Raw genomic sequence first — 25,891 nt, 5'->3', positions numbered from 1 at the left:
AAAGTTGGCGTTACGTGCCATACGGCGTTAATTTGCATCAATTTAACACAAGGGCGCTCAAACAGCAGTCAAACGACCTTGAAATTCACATTTTAATCACTATTGGTATCAGGACAGCACGATGCGTAAACCAGACAACTTGCCAATGACTTTCACTAAAAATGATGTAGAAATTATTGCACGAGAAACGCTATACCGCGGTTTTTTTTCACTGGATCTTTATCGGTTCCGCCATCGACTGTTTAACGGCGGAATGAGTGAAGAGGTAAAGCGCGAAATTTTTGAGCGCGGACATGCGGCAGTCTTGCTACCCTTTGACCCTAAGCGGGACGAAGTTGTACTGGTTGAGCAGATTCGTATCGCGGCATATGACACCAGCGAAAGCCCGTGGCTACTGGAAATGGTGGCCGGGATGATCGAAGAAGGTGAGACCGTTGAGGATGTTGCCCGCCGTGAAGCAATGGAAGAAGCTGGACTGGATGTGAAGCGGACGAAGCCCGTTCTGAGCTATCTGGCAAGCCCTGGTGGCACCAGTGAGCGCCTGTCTATTTTGGTAGGTGAAGTGGACGCCACGACCGCAAGCGGGATCCACGGTCTGGCGGATGAAAACGAAGATATTCGTGTTCATGTGGTTAGCCGGGAACAGGCTTACCAGTGGGTAGAAGAGGGGATAATCGACAACGCGGCCTCTGTCATCGCTTTGCAATGGTTACAGCTGCACTATCAAGAGTTAAAAACTGAGTGGAAAAAATGAAGCGTTACACACCTGACTTCCCTGAAATGATGCGTCTGTGCGAGACCAACTTTTCGCAATTGCGCCGCCTGTTGCCGCGCAATGACGCAGCCGGCGAAACAGTGAGCTATCAGGTGGCAAACGCACAATATCGGTTAACGATTGTTGAATCGACCCGATACACTACGCTTGTTGCGATCGAACAGACGGCGCCAGCCGTTACTTACTGGAGCCTGCCATCGCTGACCGTACGCCTGTATCATGATGCGAGGGTGGCTGAAGTGTGTTCAAGCCAGCAGATCTTTCGCTTCAAAGCGCGGTATGATTATCCAAATAAAAAGTTGCATCAACGCGACGAAAAGCATCAAATTAATCAGTTTCTGGCCGACTGGTTACGGTACTGTTTAGCACATGGAGCGATGGCGATTCCGGTTTATTAGCGTCGTGAAACCTAAGGACACCATTTGGAAAGCCTGTTAACCCTTCCTTTGGCTGGTGAGGCCAGAGTCAGGATCTTACAAATTACAGATACTCACCTGTTTGCCGAAAAGCATGAAACGCTGCTGGGTGTGAATACCTGGGATAGCTATCAGTCCGTACTGGATGCAATACATGCTGAGTCGCCTGAATACGATCTGATCGTGGCGACTGGAGATTTGGCGCAGGATCAATCCGCTGCGGCTTATCAGCACTTTGCTGAGGGCATCGCAAGTTTTCGTGCGCCCTGCGTTTGGTTGCCAGGCAATCATGATTTTCAGCCGGCAATGTACAGCGCCCTTCAGGAGGCAGGAATTTCCCCTGCCAAGCGCGTCTTCATTGGCGAACAGTGGCAAATTTTGTTGCTGGATAGCCAGGTTTTCGGCGTCCCACATGGTGAGTTAAGCGAATTTCAGCTCGAATGGCTGGAGCGCAAACTCGCTGATGTGCCTGAGCGTAATACCTTGCTGCTTTTACATCATCATCCACTTCCTGCGGGATGCAGTTGGCTCGATCAGCACAGCCTGCGTAACGCTGCCGAACTGGACAACGTGCTGGTGAACTATCCGCGCGCAAAGTACCTGCTCTGTGGGCATATTCATCAGGAACTGGACCTTGACTGGAACGGACGCCGCCTGCTGGCTACGCCGTCGACTTGCGTGCAGTTTAAGCCTCATTGTTCCAATTTCACGTTAGATACGATAAGCCCAGGCTGGCGTACGCTGGAACTTTTTGCTGACGGTACACTGCAAACCCAGGTCTGTCGTCTGCAGGGTAATCGGTTCCACCCTGATACAGCTTCAGAAGGTTATTGATGTCTACGCTCCTCTATCTACACGGATTTAATAGCTCGCCTCGCTCTGCGAAAGCATGCCTGCTGAAAAGCTGGCTGGCGGAGCATCATCCGCACGTTGAGATGATCGTACCGCAACTGCCGCCGTATCCTGCCCAGGCGGCAGAAATGCTGGAATCTATTATCCTTGAGCATGGCGGAGAGTCGCTGGGGATTGTCGGTTCTTCTTTGGGGGGCTATTACGCCACCTGGCTGTCGCAATGTTTTATGCTGCCTGCAGTGGTGGTGAACCCCGCTGTGCGGCCTTATGAACTGCTGGTTGACTACCTCGGCCAAAACGAGAACCCCTACACCGGGCAGCAATATGTGCTAGAGTCTCGCCATATTTACGATCTTAAAGTCATGCAGATTGACCCGCTGGAAGCGCCGGATTTGCTCTGGTTGCTACAACAAACGGGCGATGAAGTGTTGGACTACCGCCAGGCGGTGGCGTATTACGCCTCCTGCCGTCAGACAGTTATTGAGGGCGGGAATCACGCATTCACGGGCTTCGAAGATTATTTCAACCAGATTGTCGATTTCCTTGGACTGCACAGTTTCTGACGATCAATTCGAATTGCTAATTTAAACCATGACGCAAACTTATAACGCTGATGCCATTGAGGTACTCACTGGGCTTGAGCCGGTACGCCGTCGCCCAGGGATGTACACCGATACGACCCGTCCTAACCATCTTGGGCAGGAAGTTATTGATAACAGTGTGGATGAAGCACTGGCGGGCCACGCAAAACGCGTGGACGTGATTTTACATGCCGATCAATCACTGGAAGTCATTGATGACGGACGCGGCATGCCGGTGGATATTCACCCTGAAGAAGGCGTTCCGGCGGTCGAACTGATCCTGTGCCGCCTGCATGCGGGCGGTAAGTTCTCCAATAAGAACTACCAGTTTTCCGGCGGTTTGCATGGGGTCGGTATTTCCGTAGTCAACGCGCTTTCAAAGCGTGTGGAAGTGAATGTGCGCCGCGATGGGCAGGTCTACAACATCGCGTTTGAAAACGGCGACAAAGTACAGGATTTACAGGTGGTCGGTACCTGCGGTAAACGCAATACCGGTACCAGCGTGCACTTTTGGCCGGATGAAAGCTTCTTTGACAGCCCTCGTTTTTCTGTTTCTCGCTTAACGCATGTGCTGAAAGCTAAAGCGGTTCTGTGCCCTGGCGTTGAAATCACGTTTAAGGATGAGGTCAACAACAGCGAGCAGCGCTGGTGCTACCAGGACGGTCTGAATGATTACCTGTGCGAAGCCGTTAATGGTTTACCAACGCTGCCAGAAAAACCGTTTATCGGTAATTTTAGCGGTGAAACAGAGACCGTTGACTGGGCGCTGCTCTGGCTACCGGAAGGCGGTGAGCTGCTGACTGAAAGCTACGTCAACCTGATCCCTACCATGCAGGGTGGTACGCACGTCAATGGCCTGCGTCAGGGGTTACTGGATGCAATGCGTGAATTCTGTGAATACCGCAATATTTTGCCGCGCGGCGTGAAACTGTCGGCGGAAGATATCTGGGACCGTTGTGCTTACGTGCTGTCGGTAAAAATGCAGGACCCGCAGTTCGCCGGCCAAACTAAAGAACGCCTTTCTTCGCGTCAGTGCGCGGCATTTGTCTCTGGCGTGGTGAAAGATGCCTTCAGCCTGTGGCTGAATCAGAACGTGCAGTCAGCAGAACTCCTGGCCGAAATGGCCATTTCCAGCGCCCAGCGTCGCCTGCGCGCAGCGAAAAAAGTGGTGCGTAAAAAGCTCACCAGCGGTCCGGCGTTGCCGGGTAAGCTGGCGGACTGCACCGCGCAGGATCTTAATCGTACAGAGCTGTTTCTGGTGGAAGGGGACTCGGCAGGCGGATCGGCCAAGCAGGCGCGCGATCGTGAATACCAGGCGATCATGCCGCTGAAAGGTAAGATCCTCAACACCTGGGAAGTCTCTTCTGATGAAGTGCTGGCATCCCAGGAAGTACATGACATTTCGGTGGCGATCGGTATCGATCCGGACAGCGACGATCTGAGCCAGCTGCGCTACGGCAAGATCTGTATCCTGGCGGATGCGGACTCCGATGGCCTGCACATTGCGACGCTGCTTTGCGCGTTGTTTGTGAAGCATTTCCGCACGCTGGTCAAACATGGACACGTCTATGTGGCGTTGCCACCATTATACCGTATCGATCTCGGTAAAGAGGTCTATTACGCTCTGACGGAAGAAGAGAAAGCAGGCGTACTGGAGCAGTTGAAGCGTAAGAAAGGCAAGCCGAACGTTCAGCGCTTTAAAGGTCTGGGTGAAATGAACCCGATGCAGCTTCGTGAAACTACGCTTGATCCGAATACCCGTCGCCTGGTGCAACTTATCATTGATGACGAGGACGATCAGCGTACTAACGCGATGATGGATATGTTGCTGGCTAAGAAGCGTTCTGAAGACCGCCGCAACTGGTTGCAGGAAAAAGGCGACCTGGCGGATCTCGAAGGGTAGAGCGGCATTGTGTAGGCCGGATTAGGCGGTTTAAGCCGCCATCCGGCAATATGCTAATGCCTGATGGCGCTGTGCTCATCCGGCCTTGCGGCCATGACGAAAAATTAAATACCAGATTCCAGAATACGAATATTCATGTCCAGCACATCGCCTTTTACGGCTTCGCTGTAGGCTTTCATATGTGGGGTTTGCAAATGTGCTTCAAGATGCGCGATGCTTTCCCACTGTTCAATCATCACGACGGAATCAGGTGCCATAGTCTGAAAACTCACACCTGCGGCATGATCCACCATCGGTGCATAGCCGTGGCAACCCTCTTCCTTCAGTACGGTCGGAACGATTTTGGCAAACTGGTCCAGTACCGCCTGACGGTGATGTTGACCTGGACGTGTGCGGATTTCTGCAATGACTGTAAGCATGGTTAACTCCTTCTATAACCGGCATTCTTCAGGCTGTAGCTGCGTTTACTCGTCCAAATCACATACTTGAGTAAGCTTATCGGGACTCGCTCGTTTACCGCCTTGCTGCAACTCGAATTATTTGGGTCTAATTTTGAATAACTAGTTAACCAAAAATCTCGGTCAGATGCTTGCGATATTCTGCGATATAACGCGGGACATCCGGCATTTTAATCACATCATTGGTGATAAACGTCGGCAGCGATTCCATTCCCAGGAACTGGTTTGCTTTATGGAACGGCAAATACACGCCATCAACGCCAACGCCATGGAAGAACTGGTCTTTTTCAGTGAAAGCTTCCATTGGCGCGTTCCAGGTCAGGGACAGCATGTATTTTTTTCCCTGAATCAATCCACCAGAACCGTACTTTTTAGAAGCATCTGAACGTGTGCGACCATCGCTTGCATACAGCGTACCGTGTCCTGCAGTGAAAACATCATCGATGTATTTTTTCACCGTCCATGGAGCACCCATCCACCAGCCCGGCATTTGCCAGATAACCGCATCTGCCCAGACGAAGTTCTGCACTTCTGTTTGTACGTCATAATCGCTGTCAGCGCGTACAACTTTAACATCATGCCCGAGGTCGCGCAGGATGCCGTCCGCGACCTCGGTCAGGGTGTCATTCAGTTGACCATTGGAATGGCCGAATTTTTTCGCACCGTTGATAATCAGAATGTTGCTCATTTTTCGTCCTCAAGAATATACGTTTGAAGGCGATTTTACCTCCACCAGTGGCGCGGTGAAATTAGCAAAATGTGCAAAGTCTTTTGCATTATTAGCAATAATATTGTTGCTACCAGCTGATTTTTGCTTCAAACCCGCCTTCCGGAGCGTTGCCAAACGAGGCTGACATCCCGTGTAAAGTCGCAATACGACGGACGATCGACAGACCCAGACCGCTACCAGTAACGCTTTGTCCTGGCGGGCGATAGAAACGCTCACCAATGTGCGTCAGGACTTCCGCTGCCACGCCTGGACCGTTATCTTTGACGCTAAAAAATCGGGCATTGAGCGTCACTTCCACAATGCTACCCTGGGGACTATAACGAATCGCATTATCCAGCAGATTGCGTACCATCAGGCTGAGTAAGAGTGGCTGACCGGTACGCTTAACGTTGTGTGCGTTAATCTGCAAACGCACGTCGATATGAGCCAGCCGAGCCGGGTGGTAAATGTCCATAACGGCGGACTGCAACAACTCCTCCAGTGGGATGTCTGCTACATCCTGCAGATTGTCGAGGGAGTCGAGTCGTGAAAGCGTCAGCAGCTGATCAACCAGACGCGTGGCGCGCTCAATGCCTGCGTGAAGCTGCAGGAGCGCTTTTTCTCGCGTTTGCGGGTCATCATCTGACAGTTGCACCACTTCAGTTTGCACCTTCAACGCGGTTAATGGGCTGCGTAGCTCATGGGCTGCGTCGGAGGTGAAACGCCGTTCGCGGACCATCATAGAGTGTGTGCGGGTAAATAGCTGGTTGAGGGACTCGACCAGTGGTCGCACTTCGCTTGGCACGCCTTTAGGATCGAGCGGTTCTTGCGATTCAGGGGAACGCCAGCGCAGGGCCTGCGCCAGTTTTTTTAACGGCCTGAGTTCACGGCTGAGCATGACCACCAGAATAAGCAACATCAGCGGGAGCGCAATAAGCCACGGGGTTAATTGTGCGGTAACAATCGCCAGTGCCATATCCTCCCGGTATTCCCACTCCTGACCGACCACGATGCGATATTTACCATCCGCAGAGTTCAGCCACAGAAAGCGCCATCGGTCGTTGTCCCCATTGAGCTGGCCATCACTAAACCCTTCCCGGCGGTAGCTGTAGGGAATATCCTGGCCATTGTCGCCATCGTGCAGCACCATTTTTCCGTCGGTGGAGTAGATAGCAAACGCCAACGCGTCGTCATCAATATGACCGTGCTTCAGCTTCTTCGGCGTGCGGGCCATATCACGCGAGGCGGTGACGTCGCTGATATCCAGCGTACTTAGCCGTTTGGCGAACAGCATCAGCTGTGTATCAAACAGTTCGTCTACGTTATCCGTTGTCTGTTTCCAGGCGACAAAGCTGGAGATTGCCCAGGTTATCGAGGCCAGGATAAGGAAAATAAGTGTGAGCCTGACGCGCAGACTGAGACGTTGTGTGAGTTTCATGCGTCACCCAGGGTGTAGCCAATGCCATGCACCGTTCGGATAAAATCGCTGCCGAGTTTACGGCGTAAATGATGGACGTGTACTTCAACCGCATTACTGGAGACGTTTTCGTCCCAGTTGTACAGTTTCTCTTCAATAAGTTTGCGCGGCAGTACCCGACCTTTGTTGCGCATGAGCAGTTCCAGCAACGCGAACTCTTTTGGTTTTAGCGACAACGGCTCCCCCGTCAGCGTGACGGTCAGTGCGCCGGGATTAAGCGTTACCTGTCCGTGACTCAGTTCGCTACTGGCCTGGCCGCTGGCGCGACGCACCAGAGCTTCCAGACGGGCAGCAACTTCGATTAGCGCAAAGGGTTTGCACAGATAATCATCCGCGCCCAGGCGTAAGCCTTCGACGCGTTCTGCCAGCGCATCGCGGGCCGTCAAAATAAGTACCGGCTCCTGTTTCCCTTTTGCGCGCCATTCACGCAGGATATCGCGCCCGTCTATACCCGGCAGCGTCAGATCGAGGATCACAGCATCATAAGGGGCGCTGTAGAGCGCTTCTTTACCCTGACGACCTTCAGTAAACCAGTCGATACTGAAACCCATTTTACTCAGACCTGTCTTAAGACCATCGCCAATCAACGTGTCATCTTCTATCAGTAAAATACGCATATGTTCTTCCCTGTGATAACTCTGTTGCCTGTCAGTAAACCTTGTGGCAGCGGATGCTGTACAGCAAAAAAGAATCTTTTTTTGGCTTAAGAAGTTGTTAAGGATTAACTTATTAAATAGTCGTGAAACAACATGAAAGGGAGACATGAACATGAAAAAATTAGCTGCAATGGTTGCCGTGATGGCATTGTGTTCCGCACCTGTTTTGGCAGCGCAGCAGGGCGGCTTCTCTGGCCCGACCGCGACGCAAAGCCAAAGCGGTGGGTTCGTTGGTCCGAACGGCAGCAGCACGACGGTAGAAAGTGCCAAATCCCTGCGTGATGATACCTGGGTAACCCTGCGCGGTAATATCGTCGAGCGTATTTCCGACGATTTGTACCTGTTTAAAGACGCCACCGGTACGGTGAATGTAGATATTGACCATAAACGCTGGAATGGCGTAACCGTAACACCGCAGGATGTTGTGGAAATCCAGGGGGAAGTTGATAAAGACTGGAACTCCGTCGAAATCGATGTGAAACAGATTACTAAAGTCGCCAAGTAATCAGCATCAGGGCCGCATTCGCGGCCCTTTTCTTTGTCCTAAATGTGATACAAATCAGCCTGTAGAGGGCCACAACATGTAAAGTAGCGGTATCATTTTTATCGACAGAGAAATCATGAAAACGCATCCATTATTATGGCTGGTCAGCCTGATGTGCAGTCCCTCGCTTTTTGCCGCAACGATCCCAGACGGAACACCTCTCGCCCCACAACAAATTTTTCGTTACAACAACCACAGCGATCCGGGCACCCTGGATCCGCAAAAAGTGGAAGAAAATACCGCCGCGCAAATTGTACTCGATCTCTTTGAAGGGCTGGTCTGGATGGATGGTGAAGGGAAAGTGCAGCCTGCTCAGGCTCAGCGCTGGGACGTTCTGGATGGCGGTAAACGCTATATTTTTCACCTGCGTAAAGGGCTGCAATGGTCAGATGGTGTGGCGCTGACTGCACAGGATTTCGTGGCGGGATGGCAGCGAGCGGTTGACCCGCATACCCTCAGCCCGTTTGCCGGATATCTGGCGGCGGCGCATATTAAAAATGCGCAGGCGATTGTTGACGGTAAATCCCCCGTTAGTTCGTTGGGGGTGAAGGCTGTGGACGATGTTACCCTTGAAGTCTCTCTCGAACAGGCTGTACCGTGGTTCACTACCATGCTGGCGTGGCCCACGTTATTTCCCGTCCCGCAGCACACCATTGTGCAATATGGTGATGCGTGGAGTAAGCCTGAACATCTGGTTTCCAATGGTGCATTTGTGCTGGATAAATGGGTGGTGAACGAGAAGATCGTTGTGCGTAAAAATCCTCGTTACCGTGATGCGCAACATACTGTTTTACAGCAGGTCGACTATCTGTCGTTAGATAACGCCGTGACGGGGTACAATCGCTATCGTGCCGGCGATGTTGATCTCACCTGGGTTCCGACTCAGCAAATTCCGGCGATAAAAAAGAATCTGCCGGGCGAGCTACGGGTGATCCCTCGCCTGAACAGCGAGTATTACAACTTCAACATCCGCAAAGCGCCGTTCAACGATGTCCGGGTGCGTCGGGCACTGTACTTAACGGCCAATCGACAGCTTATTGCTGAGAAAGTCCTTGGATTACGTACACCTGCAACGACGCTAACACCGCCGCAGGTTACCGGTTTCACGCCGCCTGTGCTGACCGATCTTCAGGCACCGTGGAATGAGCGGGTTGCCGAAGCGAAAGCGTTATTGAAACAAGCCGGATTTGACGAGCAGCATCCGTTAACGTTTGAGCTGTTTTACAATAAGTACGACCTGCATGAGAAAACGGCCATTGCCTTGTCCTCAGAGTGGAAAAAATGGCTCGGGGCTGATGTTAAGTTGCGCACCATGGAGTGGAAAACATATCTGGATGCACGTCGCGAGGGGGACTTCATGTTGTCTCGCCAGTCGTGGGACGCGACGTATAATGAAGCGTCAACGTTCCTGAATACGTTGCAGTCAGGCAATGCAGAAAATGTCGGTCAGTGGCGCGATGCGCGCTATGACGCGTTGTTGGCGCAGGCGGCTCGTACGCCCGATGCTGCACAGCGAAACCAGCTGTATGCGCAAGCGGAAGGTATTATTAACCAGCAAGCCCCCATCATTCCTATCTATTATCAGCCGTTGATCAAATTACTTAAACCCTATGTGGGAGGGTTTCCTGTGCATAATCCCCAAGACTATGTGTATAGCAAAGAGCTCTATATCCGGGCGCATTAAGAGCGAAGTACTAAGGAGACGATTGCCGTCGCTATCTGCGGCGGTAAAACCACTGAACTTTGTGACTCAACACGCCAGATAGGGTAGTATCTGCGGCAATATTGCCTGACAGATACTGGGTATTGCTCGGGCTTACAGTTGAGGAACCACGATTAATGAGCGATATGGCAGAGCGCCTTGCGCTGCATGAATTCACGGAAAACGCCTATCTGAACTATTCCATGTACGTCATCATGGACAGGGCGTTGCCGTTTATTGGCGATGGTTTGAAACCCGTTCAGCGTCGCATCGTTTACGCGATGTCCGAACTGGGGCTGAATGCCAGCGCCAAATTTAAAAAATCCGCGCGTACCGTCGGTGATGTGCTGGGTAAATACCATCCACATGGTGACAGTGCCTGCTATGAAGCCATGGTACTGATGGCACAACCGTTTTCTTACCGTTATCCGCTGGTTGACGGGCAAGGGAACTGGGGGGCGCCGGACGATCCGAAATCCTTCGCGGCGATGCGTTATACCGAATCCCGACTGTCCAAATACGCGGAAATCCTGCTGGGTGAGCTTGGTCAGGGGACGTCGGACTGGGTGCCTAACTTTGACGGCACCATGCAGGAGCCGAAGATGCTGCCTGCGCGCTTGCCGAATATTCTGCTTAACGGCACCACCGGGATTGCCGTCGGGATGGCTACGGACATTCCTCCGCATAACCTGCGTGAAGTGGCGAAAGCGGCGATTACGCTGATTGAACAGCCGAAAACGACGCTGGATCAACTGCTGGATATCGTACAGGGACCGGATTATCCGACCGAAGCGGAAATCATCACTCCTCGCGCAGAAATTCGTAAGATTTATGAAAACGGGCGCGGCTCTGTACGTATGCGTGCAGTATGGACGAAAGAAGACGGCGCGGTGGTGATCTTTGCGCTACCGCACCAGGTTTCCGGGGCAAAAGTGCTGGAACAGATCGCTGCCCAGATGCGCAATAAAAAGCTACCGATGGTGGACGATCTGCGCGATGAATCGGATCACGAAAATCCGACCCGTTTGGTGATTGTGCCGCGCTCTAACCGCGTGGACATGGAGCAGGTGATGAACCACCTGTTTGCTACCACCGATCTGGAAAAAAGCTACCGTATCAACCTGAACATGATAGGTCTCGACGGTCGCCCGGCGGTGAAAAACCTGCTGGAGATCCTGACCGAGTGGCTGGCGTTCCGTCGCGACACGGTGCGTCGTCGTCTGAACTATCGTCTGGAAAAAGTACTCAAGCGCCTGCATATCCTCGAAGGTTTGCTGGTGGCGTTCCTCAACATTGACGAAGTGATTGAAATTATTCGTCATGAAGATGAACCCAAACCCGAGCTGATGTCGCGGTTTGGTATTTCCGAAACGCAGGCTGAAGCCATCCTTGAGCTGAAATTGCGCCATCTTGCCAAACTCGAAGAGATGAAAATCCGTGGCGAGCAGGATGAACTGGCTAAAGAGCGCGATCAGCTGCAGGGCATTCTGGCCTCCGAACGCAAAATGAGTAACCTGCTGAAGAAAGAGTTGCAGGCGGATTCAGACGCTTATGGTGACGATCGCCGTTCCCCTCTGAAGGAGCGCGAAGAAGCCAAAGCAATGAGCGAGCATGACATGCTGCCGTCTGAGCCGGTCACCATTGTGTTGTCTCAGAGTGGCTGGGTACGTAGCGCGAAAGGGCACGATATCGATGCGCCGGGATTAAGCTATAAAGCGGGTGACAGCTATAAAGCTGCGGTGAAAGGTAAGAGCAACCAACCGGTGGTCTTTGTTGACTCGACCGGGCGAAGCTATGCTATCGATCCGATTACTCTGCCGTCAGCACGTGGTCAGGGTGAACCGCTGACCGGTAAACTCACGCTGCCGCCAGGTGCGACGGTTGAGCACATGCTGATGGAAGGCGATGACCAGAAACTATTAATGGCGTCAGATGCTGGCTACGGCTTCGTCTGTACTTTCAATGACCTGGTAGCGCGTAACCGTGCGGGTAAAGCGTTGATTACGTTACCGGAGAATGCGCATGTCATGCCACCGGTAGTGATCGAAGATGAAACCGATATGTTGCTGGCGATCACCCAGGCCGGACGTATGTTGATGTTCCCGGTGAGCGATCTGCCGCAATTGTCGAAAGGCAAAGGGAATAAGATAATCAACATTCCTTCTGCGGAAGCGGCAAAAGGTGAAGATGGTCTGGCACTGCTCTATGTATTACCGCCGCAAAGCACGCTGACAATTCACGTCGGTAAACGCAAAATTAAACTGCGTCCAGAAGAGTTGCAGAAGGTAACCGGCGAGCGTGGTCGTCGCGGTACGCTAATGCGCGGTCTGCAGCGCATTGATCGTATTGAGATTGACTCGCCTCGACGTGCCAGCAACGGCGACAGCGAAGAATAACGCTGTCGTTTGGCTCTCCCTTCTTTTACGGAGGGAGAGCAAACGTTAAAAATTCCCGTGAAACCGTTGTTTATTCGTGCGTTGCGATTAACAATACGCTTTTCCAGAGAGCCGCTCTTAACAAAGCCCTAACCTGATACTGTGTTCTGGATCAGGTGACGTAAAATGCCAGGCTCTTAGGCCTTAGAGGTTGTTATGCTATATATTTTTCGTTTATTCATTACTGTTATTTACTGCATTCTGGTCTGTATTTTCGGTTGTATATACTGTCTTTTCAGCCCGCGAAATCCAAAACACGTCGCGACGTTCGGCCATATGTTTGGTCGGCTGGCCCCTCTTTACGGCCTGAAGGTTGAGTGCCGTATGCCAGCGGACGCGAAGGACTATGGTAATGCCATCTATATTTGTAACCACCAGAATAACTACGACATGGTTACTGCCGCGAATATTGTTCAGCCACCGACAGTAACGGTTGGTAAAAAAAGCCTGCTGTGGATCCCTTTCTTCGGTCTGCTGTACTGGCTCACCGGTAATCTGTTGATTGACAGAAATAATCGTGCGAAAGCGCACAGTACGATTGCAGCGGTGGTGAACCATTTCAAAAAACGCCGTATTTCCATCTGGATGTTCCCGGAAGGAACGCGTAGCCGTGGCCGTGGCCTGTTGCCATTTAAAACTGGCGCGTTTCATGCGGCAATTGCTGCTGGCGTCCCTGTTATCCCGGTATGTGTTTCAACGACCTCGAATAAGATTAAACTTAACCGGCTGAATAATGGTCTGGCGATCGTAGAGATGTTACCGCCAGTGGATATCAGTCATTTTGGTAAGGATCAGGTTCGTGAACTGGCAGCGCATTGCCGTACGCTGATGGAACAAAAAATCGCCGAACTCGACAAAGAAGTTGCCGAGCGGGAAGCTGCCGGTAAGGTTTGATTCGCGCAATTCGAGTTTTTTACAGGAAGTGATTTCCTGCGTGTTAATAGCCAGTTTTACATGGAGCTTATATGTCACTCAGTCGGCGTCAGTTCATTCAGGCATCGGGAATCGCACTGTGTGCAGGTGCTGTTCCGCTGAAGGCTAATGCTGCCGGTCAGCAACAACCTCTACCTGTTCCGCCACTGCTGGAGTCCCGCCGGGGACAGCCGTTATTTATGACCCTGCAACGCGCTCACTGGTCCTTTACACAAGGTACGCGCGCGCCTGTCTGGGGAATTAACGGGCGCTACCTGGGGCCGACAATCCGCGTCTGGAAAGGGGATGACGTTAAGCTTATCTACAGCAACCGTCTGACTGAAAATGTCTCGATGACCATCGCCGGATTGCAGGTACCTGGCCCACTGATGGGGGGGCCGGCACGCATGATGTCGCCGAATGCGGACTGGGCGCCGGTCCTGCCGATTCGCCAGAGCGCCGCGACGTTGTGGTATCACGCCAATACGCCAAACCGTACCGCACAGCAGGTCTATAACGGTCTTGCCGGGATGTGGCTGGTCGAAGATGAAGTGAGTAAATCACTGCCTATTCCCAACCATTATGGCGTGGATGATTTTCCGATCATTATTCAGGATAAGCGTCTGGATAACTTTGGTACGCCGGAATACAGCGAACCGGGCAGTGGTGGTTTTGTCGGTGATACGTTATTGGTCAACGGGGCGCAGAGTCCTTATGTGGAAGTGTCTCGTGGCTGGGTACGTTTGCGTCTGCTGAACGCGTCTAACTCTCGTCGTTACCAACTACAAATGAGCGACGGGCGCGCACTGCATGTTATTTCCGGCGATCAAGGTTTTTTACCGGCTCCGGTGTCGGTGAAACAGCTATCGCTGGCGCCTGGCGAGCGGCGTGAGATTCTGGTGGATATGACTAACGGTGACGAAGTGTCGATCACCTGTGGTGAGGCAGCCAGTATTGTTGACCGGATCCGGGGATTCTTTGAACCTTCCAGTATTCTGGTCTCCACACTGGTATTAACGCTGCGACCCACAGGCCTGCTACCGCTGGTGACTGACAGTCTGCCGATGCGTCTTTTGCCAACAGAAATTTTGAGTGGAACGCCGATTCGTAGCCGCGATATCAGCCTCGATGACGACCCTGGTATCAATGGTCAACTGTGGGATGTAAACCGCATGGATATCACCGCTCAGCAGGGAACCTGGGAGCGCTGGACAGTACGCGCGGATATGCCGCAGGCGTTCCATATTGAAGGCGTCTCTTTCCTGGTCCGTAATGTGAATGGCGCAATGCCGTTCCCGGAAGACAGGGGCTGGAAAGATACCGTCTGGGTGGATGGTCAGGTGGAGTTGCTGGTCTATTACGGACAGCCTTCCTGGGCCCATTTCCCGTTCTACTTCAACAGCCAGACGCTGGAAATGGCGGATCGTGGCTCCATCGGACAGATGCTGGTGAATCCGGCACCGTAATGCGCAGGTGGGCCTGTTAGGCCCGCCAGAACATGCGCGAGAAAAGGATCAAAATGGGGTAAATCTCCAGGCGCCCCATGATCATAGCTGCGCACATCAGAAGCTTTGCCTCGTCGTGTAAAGTGCCAAACGTTGTAGCGGTTACGCCAAATCCCAGTCCCATATTATTGATGCAGGCGGCGACGGTGGCGAAAGATGAGAAGAGATCGTAGCCCATCAAATTGAGTGCCCAGATGAAAAAGCTGGTAAACAAAACATAAAGAAAAAAGAAGCTCCATACCGAGCGAACCACACGGTCGGTAACCACGTTGTTGCCAACTTTGATATTCAGCAATGCGCGAGGGTGCGCGAGTTGGTGTAACTCCTGACGACACTGCTTGAACATAATTAGAAAGCGCAGCACCTTAATTCCCCCGCAGGTCGAGCCCACACAACCGCCAAAGAAACTGGCGCTGAGTAGCATGAAAATTGTGTGTGAGGGCCACTGTGCGTAATCCGCCGTCGACAGGCCATTATCTGTCAACATGGAGCTGGCCAGAAAAAAGGCGTGCACCAGACTGTCTGATATACCGTACATGCCCGCTCGCCAGACCTGCCAGGTGCTGACCAGGGTGATAACCAGCGCAATAATCAAGAAGAATTGCAGTTCGGCATTACGGCGAAATGGCTTGAAGGTTCGTTTTACGATAGCGACGTACCAGAGGGTGAAGTTAAATGCAGATAACAGCGAAAACAGCCCGGCGACAAGCTCAATAGCATGGCTGTTATAAAAGCCGATGCTCTCGCTGCGGGTGGAAAATCCGCCAAGGGAGACCGTCGAAAGCCCGTGGCATACAGCGTCGAAAAACGACATACCGGCAATCCAGTAAGCCAGAGTGCAGATAAGTCCCAGAATGAAATAGGTTAGCCACAGCGTGCGTGCAGTGTCAGCAAGTCTTGGCGTGAGGCGTTCTTCTTTAAAGGGGCCGGGCATTTCAGACTGATAGAGTTTCATACCCCCGATACCCAGCAGCGGCAATACCGCTACGGCGAGGACAATAACCCCCAGGCCGCCAATAAAATTGAGCTGAGCCCGATAGTACAGATAGGACTTTGGCAAGGCGCTGACGTCGCCAATCACCGTTGCTCCGGTAGTGGTAATGCCGGAGACCCCTTCAAACAGGGCATCGGAAAAGGAGAGATTTAAGCCATCGTCCATCCACATCGGCATCGCGCTGATAAATGAAAAAAGCAGCCAGAAGAGAACGATGATGACGAAACCATCCCGGGTTCGTAGCTGAATACCGGCATGTTTTGTTACCAGCCATGCACCGCCGCCGAGGGTAAAGAAAGTCATAAATGTACTGAAAAAAGCGAAAAAGCTCCGCTCTTTATGCAACAGAGCGATGGCCATCGGTGGCAGCATAGAGAAGCTGTACAGAAGAACCAAAAATCCGCACAGATGAACAACAACCCGTAACTGGGAAATATGCAGTGAATCGTTGAGTCGCAATGAAAAATCCCCCGCCGAAAAAGAGATATCTCAACAGGTCGGCATGGTGTTAATTATGATTGAAAAAAATGGGTGTAGTAAAATTTAACAATTTATAAAGCTTTCTACCCGTCTGGCTCAGACTCCACTTCATTTCTTGCGGACATACAGCGTATAATCCCCGGCCTTTGATTATTTTTTTACCATTTTTGGAAGCACTATGAGCGCAATATCCCTGATCCAACCGGACAGAGACCTTTTCTCCTGGCCGCAGTACTGGGCCGCCTGTTTTGGTCCCGCGCCGTTTCTGCCGATGTCGCGAGAAGAGATGGACCAACTTGGCTGGGATAGCTGCGACATTATTCTGGTTACCGGTGATGCCTACGTCGATCACCCAAGCTTTGGTATGGCCATTTGTGGTCGTATGCTGGAATCCCAGGGATTTCGTGTCGGGATTATCGCGCAGCCGGAGTGGAACAACAAAGACGATTTTATGCGTCTGGGTAAACCGAACCTGTTCTTCGGCGTGACCGCCGGCAATATGGACTCGATGATCAACCGTTATACCGCCGATCGCCGACTGCGCCATGACGATGCCTATACGCCGGACAACGTTGCAGGCAAACGCCCGGACCGCGCTACGCTGGTTTATACCCAGCGCTGTAAAGAAGCCTGGAAAGATGTTCCGGTGATCCTCGGTGGTATTGAAGCCAGCCTGCGCCGTACTGCGCATTATGATTACTGGTCTGATACCGTGCGTCGCTCTGTGCTGGTGGATTCCAAAGCGGATATGCTGATGTTTGGCAACGGCGAACGTCCGCTGGTAGAAGTGGCGCACCGTCTGGCGATGGGCGAGACAATTGATCAGATCCGCGACGTGCGTAACACCGCGATCATGGTCAAAGAAGCGCTGCCAGGCTGGAGCGGTGTGGATTCCACGCGTCTGGATACGCCGGGGAAAATTGATCCTATCCCACATCCGTATGGTGAAGATCTGCCTTGCGCGGATAACAAGCCTGTTGCACCTAAAAAGCAGGAAGCAAAAGCGGTCACCGTTCAGCCGCCACGTCCGAAGCCGTGGGAGAAAACCTACGTGCTGCTGCCGTCTTTTGAGAAGGTGAAGGGCGATAAAGTGTTGTATGCACATGCATCACGAATCCTGCACCACGAAACAAACCCTGGCTGCGCGCGCGCCCTGATGCAAAAACACGGCGATCGCTACATCTGGATCAACCCGCCAGCGATCCCGCTGTCGACTGAAGAGATGGATAGCGTCTTCGCGCTGCCGTATCAACGTGTTCCTCATCCGGCGTACGGTAACAGCCGCATCCCGGCTTATGAAATGATCCGTTTCTCGATCAACATTATGCGTGGGTGTTTTGGCGGATGTTCTTTCTGTTCGATCACCGAGCACGAAGGACGCATCATCCAGAGCCGCTCGGAAGATTCGATCATCAACGAGATCGAAGCGATTCGTGACACCGTTCCGGGCTTTACCGGTGTGATTTCCGATCTTGGCGGCCCAACGGCCAACATGTATATGCTGCGCTGTAAGTCGCCGCGCGCGGAACAGACCTGTCGTCGCTTGTCTTGCGTCTACCCGGATATCTGCCCGCATATGGATACCAACCACGAGCCGACCATTAATCTCTATCGTCGTGCGCGTGATTTAAAAGGTATTAAAAAGATCCTTATCGCCTCTGGTGTGCGTTATGACATCGCGGTTGAAGATCCGCGCTATATCAAAGAGCTGGCGACCCACCACGTGGGGGGCTATTTGAAGATTGCGCCGGAACACACCGAAGAAGGCCCATTGTCGAAGATGATGAAGCCGGGCATGGGCAGCTACGATCGCTTTAAAGAACTATTCGATACCTACTCTAAACAGGCCGGTAAAGAGCAGTACCTGATCCCATACTTTATCTCCGCGCACCCGGGTACGCGTGACGAGGATATGGTGAATCTGGCGCTGTGGCTGAAACAGCGTCGTTTCCGTCTGGATCAGGTGCAGAACTTCTACCCATCGCCGCTGGCGAACTCGACAACCATGTATTACACCGGGAAAAATCCTCTGGGTAAAATTGGTTATAAGAGTGAAGATGTGGTGGTGCCGAAGGGCGACAAACAACGTCGTCTGCATAAAGCGTTGCTGCGTTATCACGATCCAGCCAACTGGCCGTTAATTCGTCAGGCGCTGGAAGATATGGGTAAAAAGCATCTGATTGGTGGTCGTCGCGAATGTTTGGTTCCGTCTCCTACGCTGGAAGAGATGCGTGAAGCGCGTCGCCAGAACCGACATACACGTCCGGCGCTGACCAAGCATACGCCAGTGGCACATCAACGCCAGACACCTGCGGCGAATAAAAAACGCGGGAAAGTGGCAGGGCGCTAAATGTGTAGCCCGGTGGCGCAACGCTTACCGGGCCAGTTTCACTTCAGCTTAGTACAGACCCAACACCTTCCACCACATCAAACCCACGGTCAAGAAGACCGCCTGGTTAAACAGGCTGATGACAAATCCTGTTCGCCACCAGACTCCCGTTGGTACATATCCCGCGCCAAACAGGATCGGACCACGGGCGTGAGTATACTGAGTGAGAGAACAGTACAGGCTGCTGGTGAAGGCCAACATTAATGCTGTAGGAGCAGCCGGAATATTCAGATGCAGGCCGACGCCAAGGAATACGGCATACAGTGCGGCAATCTGCGCGTTTCCGCTGGCAAAAAAGTAGTGGGTGTAGAAGTAGGCGGCGTTAAGCAGCAGCAGAACGATCACCCAACTGGTACCGTGCATGGTGCTGCTAAGGCTATCGCCAATCAGGTTACCAAACCAGGTGGTAAAGCCGAGTTTTTTCAACTGGTTTGCCATCATCAGCAACGCGGCGAACCAAATCAGCGTATCCCATGCGCCTTTTTCGCTTTTCACATCTTCCCAGCTCAGAACGCCGCTAAGTAATAAAATCGACAGGCCAACAAACGAGGCCGTAGTGGCATCGACACCTAACGTATCACCGAAGATCCACAACACCAGCAGAACGCCGACGGTCGCCAGCATCAACCACTCGCCGCGTGACATGTGGCCCATTTCTGCCAGCTCTTTACGGGCCAGATTAGGGGCATCAGGCGTATGTTTAATTTCCGGGCGCACCAGCCAGTACACCAGCAGCGGAACCAGCAGCAGTGACACCAGGCAAGGCAGCAGCGCCGCCATAAACCAGCTTCCCCATGTCAACGTGATTCCTGCGTTTGCCGCCAGTTTCACCGCCAGCAGGTTACCGGTATACCCAGTCATAAAGAGCGCGGCGGTGACGTCGTTGACATTGCCGATACAAGTGATGAGAAAGGTACCGATTTTGCTGCGAGATTCATCTTCCGGGTTTGAGTTAAAACTGCGTGCCAGAGAATCGGCAATCGGATAGATAACGCCGCCGCAGCGCGCCGTATTACTTGGCATGGCGGGAGAAAGGATCAGATCGGCAAAAGCCAGACCGTAGGCGAGCCCCAGCGTGCGTTTACCGAGCAGTCGGATCATCTGTAACGCAATACGCCGACCCAGACCGGTTTTGATGAATCCACGGGCAATCATAAAAGCGACGACGATAAGCCAGATAAGCGAACTGTTCAGCTCGCTTAGTGCTGTAGTTATAGCACCACTGGCCGTTTTATCCCCCGCGGCATAGGCGAGTGCAAAAACGGTAATGCCAATAATGCCGACAGCGCCAATCGGCAGAACTTTTGCCACGATAGAGGCGATAGTGGCGACAAATATAATCGCCGAATGCCAGGCTGGGGCACTTAACCCTGTTGGTGGGGTGAGTTGCCAGAGACCAGAAGAGATTAATATTATAAGAATCAATGGGAGCCATTTAACTCCCTGGGATTTGTTTTCCGCCACGGTTTGACACCTATAAAAAATTGATATGTGTATTCTTTAAATATAATAACCATTAATAATTAGGTGGTTATTTGGTGGTAATGCTGCGCTTGTGAACGCAGGAAATACACATATAAACAGGTGTTTTATTGTTTCCTGATATTTCATGAAATGAAAAGGCCCAGCAGAATGCCGGGCGGGAGAGGGGAATTAACCGCCGAATTGGTCTGGATCAGGACCCAGGCGTTTACTCTGATCGAGTTTAGCTATTTCGCCTAATTCATCTTTGTCCAGGCGGAAGTCCCAAACATCAAAGTTCTCTGCGATACGGGAAGGGGTTACCGATTTCGGGATAACCACCAGACCGTTATCCAGATGCCAGCGGATAACTATTTGTGCCGGAGATTTGCCGTATTTCTCAGCAAGGTCGCGAATAATCTTTTGATCGAACACATCTTTCCCACCTTGTGCCAGTGGACTCCAGGACTCGGTCTGGATTTTATGCGTCGCATTCCATGAATGTAACTGACGTTGTTGCAGCAGTGGATGAAGCTCGATCTGGTTGATCACCGGCGAAACGCCCGTTTCATCCATCAGACGCTGGAGGTGGTTGATCTGAAAGTTGCACACGCCGATGCTTTTAATCAGACCCTGTTTTTGCAGGTCAATCATGTTTTCCCACGCTTCAACGTAATGGTCGATAGCCGGGACGGGCCAGTGCATCAGGTAAAGGTCAAGGTAATCAAGCTGGAGTTTCTCCATACTTTCGAGCAAAGCTTCACGGGGACGTTTCTGATCGTCATTCCACAGTTTGGTGGTGATGAACAACTCTTCCCGGGGTACGCCCGAATTACGTAACGCTTTCCCAACACCTTCTTCATTTTTATACGCGGCGGCAGTATCGATAGAGCGATAACCCACTTCCAGCGCTTTATGAATAGCGGAGATTACTTCCTCATTACTTGCCTTCCAGACGCCCAGGCCCAGCTGTGGCATTACGTTACCATCCTGTAGCTTGATAACAGTTGGATTAGTCATAATTCCCCCCATACACTTAATCCTTCAAGCTGCCTCTTTGTTGGCTGCTTTCGTTTACCCCAGTCACGTACTTATGTACGCTCCTGGGGATTCTCTCAATTGCCGCCTCGATGCATCATGAATGATTAGGTGTAAATTGAGTTCACCGGAGCAGGCTCCGGTGAGGTTTGTGTGACTTAAGTCTGGACTAAATGACCAAAAACGAAAGTCAGAGGTGAAAAAAGCTTAGCGTGCTGCTTCGTAAATCCGGCGACTGACGTCAAGTGTAATGTCCTGATGTTCGCCCAGTTTAGTACCACCGTGTGCCTCCAGTTTTTCCAGCAGCGCCGGGATGGAGCTACCATCCAGACCGTAGTCAGACAGACGCGTTGGTACACCCATTTGCTCGAAGAAACGACGGGTGGCAGCGATGGCAGCATCAATACGCTGGTCATCGGAACCTTCGGTGATATTCCAGATGCGCTCTGCGTACTGCAGTAATTTGGCTCGCTTGGTATCGCGTTTTTCATTCCACAGTGCAGGCAGGACGATCGCCAGCGTTTGAGCGTGGTCGAGACCGTGCATCGCAGTCAACTCGTGACCCAGCATATGGGTTGCCCAGTCCTGCGGTACACCTGCGCCAATCAGACCATTCAGTGCCTGCGTTGCCGCCCACATGACGTTAGCACGTACGTTGTAGTTTTCTGGTTCCTGCAACGCTTTCGGACCATCTTCTACCAGCGTAAGCAAAATACCTTCGGCAAAGCGATCCTGAATTTTCCCGTCTACCGGGTACGTCACGTACTGTTCCACGGTGTGGACAAACGCATCTACCACACCGTTAGCGACCTGACGCGGCGGCAGGGTGTAGGTGTAAACCGGATCCAGTACGGCAAATACAGGCTGTACAAACGGGGTCATAAAAGCCAGTTTATCGCCGGTGGTTTTGCGGGAAATCACGGCCCCGGAGTTAGACTCTGAACCGGTTGCTGGTAGCGTCAGTACAGAGCCCATTGGTACTGCGCTTTTCACGTCGTTACCGCGGGTTTCCAGAATGCGCCATGGGTCGATACCATCAGCGTAATGCGCTGCAGCTGCGATGAATTTTGTGCCATCCAGTACAGAACCGCCGCCTACAGCCAACAGGAACGTCACTTTCTCATCACGCACAATTTTTACTGCGTTCATCAGGGTTTCATAAGACGGGTTTGGTTCAATTCCGCCAAACTCAAGTACGTCCAGTCCTTTCAGGGCATCTTGTACCTGCGCCAGAACGCCGGTTTTTTTAACGCTGCCGCCGCCGTAGGTAATTAACACGCGAGCGTCCTGAGGGATTTGATCGCGCAGCTCTGCGATAGCGCCTTTACCGAACAAAATGCGAGTAGGGGTATGTAGATTAAAGTTGTTCATTGCTCGTTCCCTTATGTGGGTAAAAAAGAGGGCAGGCGAGTGTCTGCCTGATGGTGAACATTGTGGTCGCCAGAAGCGCTCCTCTCAATGCTCATTTCTGCCAATGTCTTGCCCATTTCTACAGACTGCTGGAGAAAACGGATAAATATGCGCACTATATCAAGGTCGAAAACCGATAATGAAATGGTGCTCTATGAACCGTGATGAGATCTGTCTTCTGTTGACAGATAAAGTTAACAAACTGAAAAACAATGAAAATAGATTAAACGAACTACTGCCTGATGTGCGCTTACTGTATGGCACTGAGCCGGGACAGCGTACGCCAGTGATGTATCAGCCTGGCATCATATTTCTCTTCTCGGGGCATAAAATCGGTTACATAAACGAACGTGTATTTCGTTATGACGCCAACGAATACCTGTTACTGACAGTACCTTTACCCTTCGAATGTGAAACTTATGCGACACCGGAGGTTCCGCTGGCCGGTATCCGCCTGAATGTTGATATTCTGCAATTGCAGGAGTTGCTGATGGATATTGGTGAGGACGAGTTGTTTCAACCCTCAATGGCGGCAAGCGGAATCAACTCTGCCACGCTTTCGGACGAGATTCTCTGCGCAGCTGAGCGTTTACTGGATGTAATGGAGCGACCGCTGGACGCGCGCATCCTGGGGAAACAGATTATTCGCGAGATCCTTTACCATGTGCTGACCGGGCCACGTGGTGGCGCATTACTCGCACTGGTCAGCCGCCAGACGCATTTCAGTTTGATAAGCCGTGTGTTGAAGCGGATTGAGAACAAATACACCGAGAACCTCAACGTCGAGCAACTGGCGGCAGAGGCCAATATGAGCGTATCGGCGTTTCATCATAATTTTAAATCGGTAACCAGCACTTCCCCGCTGCAATATCTGAAGAGTTATCGCCTGCATAAAGCGCGGATGATGATAATTCATGACGGCATGAAAGCCAGTGCGGCGGCGATGCGGGTAGGCTATGAGAGTGCATCGCAGTTTAGCCGCGAGTTCAAACGCTACTTTGGTGTGACGCCGGGTGAGGATGCGGCAAGAATTCGAACGATGCAGGGGAGTTGATTTTGAGGATGTCGCAGAAGCGCCATCCGGTAATGTGTACCGGATGGCGATGGCTGTTACTCAGGCACTACAGTATTTTTTTTTAATCACCACAAATAAGGTTCCCAGCAGACCTGCGGTTAGCAGTGCAATCGGCAGGATCATCAAAAAGGTCATGACCTGGTCTTCATGGCGTTTAACGAACGGGATCATGCTGAGCGCATAGCCAAAGCTGGTGACGACGCTGACCCACAGCAGACCGCTCAGCCAGTTAAAAAACTGGAATCGACGGTTAGGAAGGCCTGAAATTCCCGCCATCGTAGGCAGCAAAGTGCGAACAAACGCCAGGAAACGCCCGGCGAGCAGCGCCATTAGTCCATGTTGGTCAAACATACAGGTGGCACGTTGGTGATATTTTTCGGGTAATTGTGCCAGCCAGCCTTTTACCGTGCGCGTGTTGCCCAGCCAGCGTCCCTGAATGTAGCTCAACCAGCAGCCCAGACTGGCTGCAGCTGTCAGAATAGCGATGGTGGGTAAAAAGCTCATCACGTCCTGTGCAATCAGTGCCCCTGCCAGCAACAGCAGGCTGTCTCCGGGTAAAAAGGAGGCAGGCAGCAGGCCGTTTTCTAAAAACAGTGTGGCAAACATTACAAAGTACACAACGCTCACAACGTGCGGATCTGCCAGCGCGGCAAAATCGTGTTGCCAGAGCGCGGAGATAATATCTTGAATGACGACCATGAACTTTCCTGTGGAACAGCGTTTATGAGTGGATTGTACTCCTGAATTGTCCGGGATGCCTTGATCCCGGACGCAACAATTGCAGACTTTTCCACCAGAAGTGTCTGCATATATGTCCATCTGCGGCAATGTTACTCGATTCGGGCAAATCCTGCGGCTAAATCCACAATCAGATCATCAACATTCTCTAAACCGATGTGTAAACGAATGAGTGTCCCGCTGAAGTCCACTTCTCCTTCCGGACGGATTGCCGCAATGTGTTCAGGTTGATTCGCCAGAATCAGTGATTCAAACCCCCCCCAGGAGTAAGCCATGCTGAACAGGCTAAAGTGGTCAAGATATGCCGCCAGCTCTTCATTATTCAGTTTTTTATTCAACACGAATGAGAACAGTCCACTGCTGCCCGTGAAATCACGTTTCCAGAATTCGTGGCCTTTGCTGCCCGGTAGCGCAGGGTGATTTACGCGGGCAACCTGCGGATGGCTTGCCAGCCACTCGGCAACTTTTAAACTGCTTTCATGATGTTGGCGCAGGCGAACGCCCAGGGTACGTAATCCACGGCTGGTCATATAGGCGGTATCTGCATCCAGCATTTGTCCCATCAGATAAGCGTTCTCGCGCAGTTGATCCCAGCAACGGGAATTTGCCACCGCCGTACCGACCATCGCATCGGAATGGCCAATCAGGTATTTGGTGCCAGCCTGAATCGAGATATCGATACCAAAATCCAATGCTTTGAACAGTACTCCGGCAGCCCAGGTGTTATCGATCATAATGATTGCGTCAGGTGCAGCGCTTCTGACCGCGGCAACGATGGCTGGAACATCATGCACCTCCATCGTGACTGAGCCGGGTGACTCCAGAAATACGACTTTGGTGTTCGGCCGGATGTGTTTCACAATATCGGCGCCCACCAGCGGATCGAACCAGCCGGTTGTGACGCCGAGCTTGCCGAGAATTTTGGTGCAGAAATCCTGGCTTGGTTCATAGGCCGTGTTCGTCATCAGCACATGGTCGCCTTGTTCAACAAAGGCCAGAATTGTGTTGGCGACGGCTGCTGCACCGCATGGGAAAAGGGCACATCCCGCACCGCCTTCCAGTTCACACATTGCTTCCTGTAGTGAAAAATGTGTCAGCGTTCCGCGACGACCATAGAAAAGAGCGCCGTTAGCACGGTTGTGCGTAGCCTGTTTTTTTGCCTCAACGGACTCAAACACCAGCGAAGAAGCGCGCTGGATCACGCTATTAACTGAGCCCAGCGTGTACTTTTTACTGCGCCCTGCCTGAACAAGTTTGGTCTCAAGATGCTTGTCTGCCATGTTTTAATACCTGTTTTTATACGTCTGGATGTCTAAACTAGCATGGATCCAGCATCATGCACCCTGCACGGCGGTCATAAAGTAGAAAATAATCTCAAAAT

At 52.0% G+C, this 25,891-nt stretch carries 22 protein-coding genes; 12 read left to right on the top strand and 10 right to left on the bottom strand.

Features of this window, described 5'->3' with window-relative positions; translation table 11 throughout:
• The first annotated feature begins 121 nt into the window (after nt 1-121).
• Genes nudF through parE form a run of 5 tightly spaced genes read left to right on the top strand, consistent with a single transcriptional unit; the run spans nt 122 to nt 4,527 of the window.
• Nucleotides 122-754, top strand: a complete 633-nt coding sequence (gene nudF / locus OGX98_RS13185) for an ADP-ribose diphosphatase (RefSeq protein WP_045447621.1) — start codon at nt 122-124, stop codon at nt 752-754.
• A complete protein-coding gene (locus OGX98_RS13180) occupies nt 751-1,173 on the top strand; it encodes a DUF1249 family protein (RefSeq protein ID WP_005123087.1) in 423 nt (140 codons plus the stop codon). Before nudF ends, OGX98_RS13180 begins: the two co-directional genes overlap by 4 nt.
• A gap of 24 nt (nt 1,174-1,197) precedes the next feature.
• A complete protein-coding gene (gene cpdA, locus OGX98_RS13175; RefSeq protein ID WP_045447614.1) occupies nt 1,198-2,025 on the top strand; it encodes a 3',5'-cyclic-AMP phosphodiesterase in 828 nt (275 codons plus the stop codon).
• Entirely contained in the window at nt 2,025-2,606 is a 582-nt protein-coding gene (gene yqiA, locus OGX98_RS13170) for an esterase YqiA (RefSeq protein WP_045447611.1), read from the top strand. The genes cpdA and yqiA overlap by 1 nt, the downstream gene beginning before the upstream one ends.
• A 28-nt stretch (nt 2,607-2,634) precedes the next feature.
• Nucleotides 2,635-4,527, top strand: coding sequence for a DNA topoisomerase IV subunit B (gene parE / locus OGX98_RS13165; RefSeq protein ID WP_045447608.1), 1,893 nt, complete (start codon nt 2,635-2,637; stop codon nt 4,525-4,527).
• A 104-nt stretch (nt 4,528-4,631) separates the two neighbouring features.
• On the opposite strand, the gene OGX98_RS13160 is transcribed toward parE, so the two are convergent.
• From OGX98_RS13160 to qseB, 4 genes are all read right to left on the bottom strand, one after another.
• A complete protein-coding gene (locus tag OGX98_RS13160; protein ID WP_286595374.1) occupies nt 4,632-4,946 on the bottom strand; it encodes a putative quinol monooxygenase in 315 nt (104 codons plus the stop codon).
• Between the two features lie 145 nt (nt 4,947-5,091).
• Entirely contained in the window at nt 5,092-5,673 is a 582-nt protein-coding gene (locus OGX98_RS13155; RefSeq protein ID WP_045447601.1) for an NAD(P)H-dependent oxidoreductase, read from the bottom strand.
• 109 nt (nt 5,674-5,782) lie between these two features.
• The gene (gene qseC / locus OGX98_RS13150; protein WP_286595373.1) at nt 5,783-7,132 is read right to left on the bottom strand and encodes a quorum sensing histidine kinase QseC; all 1,350 of its coding nucleotides are present in this window, start codon (nt 7,130-7,132) and stop codon (nt 5,783-5,785) included.
• Nucleotides 7,129-7,788: a quorum sensing response regulator transcription factor QseB gene (gene qseB, locus OGX98_RS13145; RefSeq protein ID WP_045447595.1), complete on the bottom strand. Its 660-nt coding sequence runs from the start codon at nt 7,786-7,788 to the stop codon at nt 7,129-7,131. Before qseB ends, qseC begins: the two co-directional genes overlap by 4 nt.
• A 151-nt stretch (nt 7,789-7,939) precedes the next feature.
• Between qseB and OGX98_RS13140 the strand changes: the two genes are divergently transcribed.
• The 5 genes from OGX98_RS13140 (at nt 7,940) to ftsP (ending at nt 14,886) form a co-directional block, all read left to right on the top strand.
• Nucleotides 7,940-8,332 (top strand): YgiW/YdeI family stress tolerance OB fold protein, encoded by a 393-nt coding sequence (locus OGX98_RS13140; RefSeq protein WP_045447592.1) that lies wholly within the window; start codon nt 7,940-7,942, stop codon nt 8,330-8,332.
• Between the two features lie 115 nt (nt 8,333-8,447).
• The gene (locus OGX98_RS13135; protein ID WP_225761453.1) at nt 8,448-10,055 is read left to right on the top strand and encodes an ABC transporter substrate-binding protein; all 1,608 of its coding nucleotides are present in this window, start codon (nt 8,448-8,450) and stop codon (nt 10,053-10,055) included.
• A gap of 155 nt (nt 10,056-10,210) precedes the next feature.
• On the top strand, nt 10,211-12,469 hold the full coding sequence (gene parC / locus OGX98_RS13130) for a DNA topoisomerase IV subunit A (RefSeq protein ID WP_286595372.1): 2,259 nt from the start codon (nt 10,211-10,213) through the stop codon (nt 12,467-12,469).
• 195 nt (nt 12,470-12,664) lie between these two features.
• Nucleotides 12,665-13,402 carry a 1-acylglycerol-3-phosphate O-acyltransferase gene (plsC, locus tag OGX98_RS13125; protein ID WP_045447583.1) on the top strand — a complete coding sequence of 246 codons (738 nt, stop codon included), beginning with the start codon at nt 12,665-12,667 and terminating at the stop codon, nt 13,400-13,402.
• A 71-nt stretch (nt 13,403-13,473) separates the two neighbouring features.
• A complete protein-coding gene (ftsP, locus tag OGX98_RS13120; protein WP_045447580.1) occupies nt 13,474-14,886 on the top strand; it encodes a cell division protein FtsP in 1,413 nt (470 codons plus the stop codon).
• A 16-nt stretch (nt 14,887-14,902) separates the two neighbouring features.
• On the opposite strand, the gene OGX98_RS13115 is transcribed toward ftsP, so the two are convergent.
• A complete protein-coding gene (locus tag OGX98_RS13115; protein ID WP_286595371.1) occupies nt 14,903-16,378 on the bottom strand; it encodes a TrkH family potassium uptake protein in 1,476 nt (491 codons plus the stop codon).
• 199 nt (nt 16,379-16,577) lie between these two features.
• Here OGX98_RS13115 and OGX98_RS13110 point away from each other — a divergent pair, with 199 nt between their 5' ends.
• Entirely contained in the window at nt 16,578-18,749 is a 2,172-nt protein-coding gene (locus tag OGX98_RS13110) for a YgiQ family radical SAM protein (RefSeq protein WP_045447574.1), read from the top strand.
• A 48-nt stretch (nt 18,750-18,797) separates the two neighbouring features.
• On the opposite strand, the gene OGX98_RS13105 is transcribed toward OGX98_RS13110, so the two are convergent.
• The 3 genes from OGX98_RS13105 to yqhD all read right to left on the bottom strand — a co-directional run bounded on the left by OGX98_RS13105 (nt 18,798) and on the right by yqhD (nt 22,658).
• Nucleotides 18,798-20,252: a DASS family sodium-coupled anion symporter gene (locus OGX98_RS13105; protein WP_045447571.1), complete on the bottom strand. Its 1,455-nt coding sequence runs from the start codon at nt 20,250-20,252 to the stop codon at nt 18,798-18,800.
• 189 nt (nt 20,253-20,441) lie between these two features.
• Complete coding sequence (dkgA, locus tag OGX98_RS13100) at nt 20,442-21,269, bottom strand: 2,5-didehydrogluconate reductase DkgA (RefSeq protein ID WP_045449780.1); 828 nt, start codon at nt 21,267-21,269, stop codon at nt 20,442-20,444.
• A gap of 225 nt (nt 21,270-21,494) precedes the next feature.
• A complete protein-coding gene (gene yqhD / locus OGX98_RS13095) occupies nt 21,495-22,658 on the bottom strand; it encodes an alcohol dehydrogenase (RefSeq protein WP_045447568.1) in 1,164 nt (387 codons plus the stop codon).
• Between the two features lie 193 nt (nt 22,659-22,851).
• Between yqhD and OGX98_RS13090 the strand changes: the two genes are divergently transcribed.
• Nucleotides 22,852-23,751 (top strand): AraC family transcriptional regulator, encoded by a 900-nt coding sequence (locus OGX98_RS13090; RefSeq protein ID WP_045447565.1) that lies wholly within the window; start codon nt 22,852-22,854, stop codon nt 23,749-23,751.
• Between the two features lie 60 nt (nt 23,752-23,811).
• On the opposite strand, the gene yghB is transcribed toward OGX98_RS13090, so the two are convergent.
• Nucleotides 23,812-24,471: a DedA family general envelope maintenance protein YghB gene (yghB, locus tag OGX98_RS13085; RefSeq protein ID WP_045447552.1), complete on the bottom strand. Its 660-nt coding sequence runs from the start codon at nt 24,469-24,471 to the stop codon at nt 23,812-23,814.
• A 131-nt stretch (nt 24,472-24,602) separates the two neighbouring features.
• Nucleotides 24,603-25,790 (bottom strand): cystathionine beta-lyase, encoded by a 1,188-nt coding sequence (metC, locus tag OGX98_RS13080; RefSeq protein ID WP_048220546.1) that lies wholly within the window; start codon nt 25,788-25,790, stop codon nt 24,603-24,605.
• Between the last annotated feature and the right edge of the window lie 101 nt (nt 25,791-25,891).

This window comes from Citrobacter sp. Cm046 (assembly GCF_030333065.1).
GTDB lineage: Bacteria > Pseudomonadota > Gammaproteobacteria > Enterobacterales > Enterobacteriaceae > Citrobacter > Citrobacter murliniae.
This window is presented reverse-complemented; position numbering and strand designations above follow the sequence as displayed.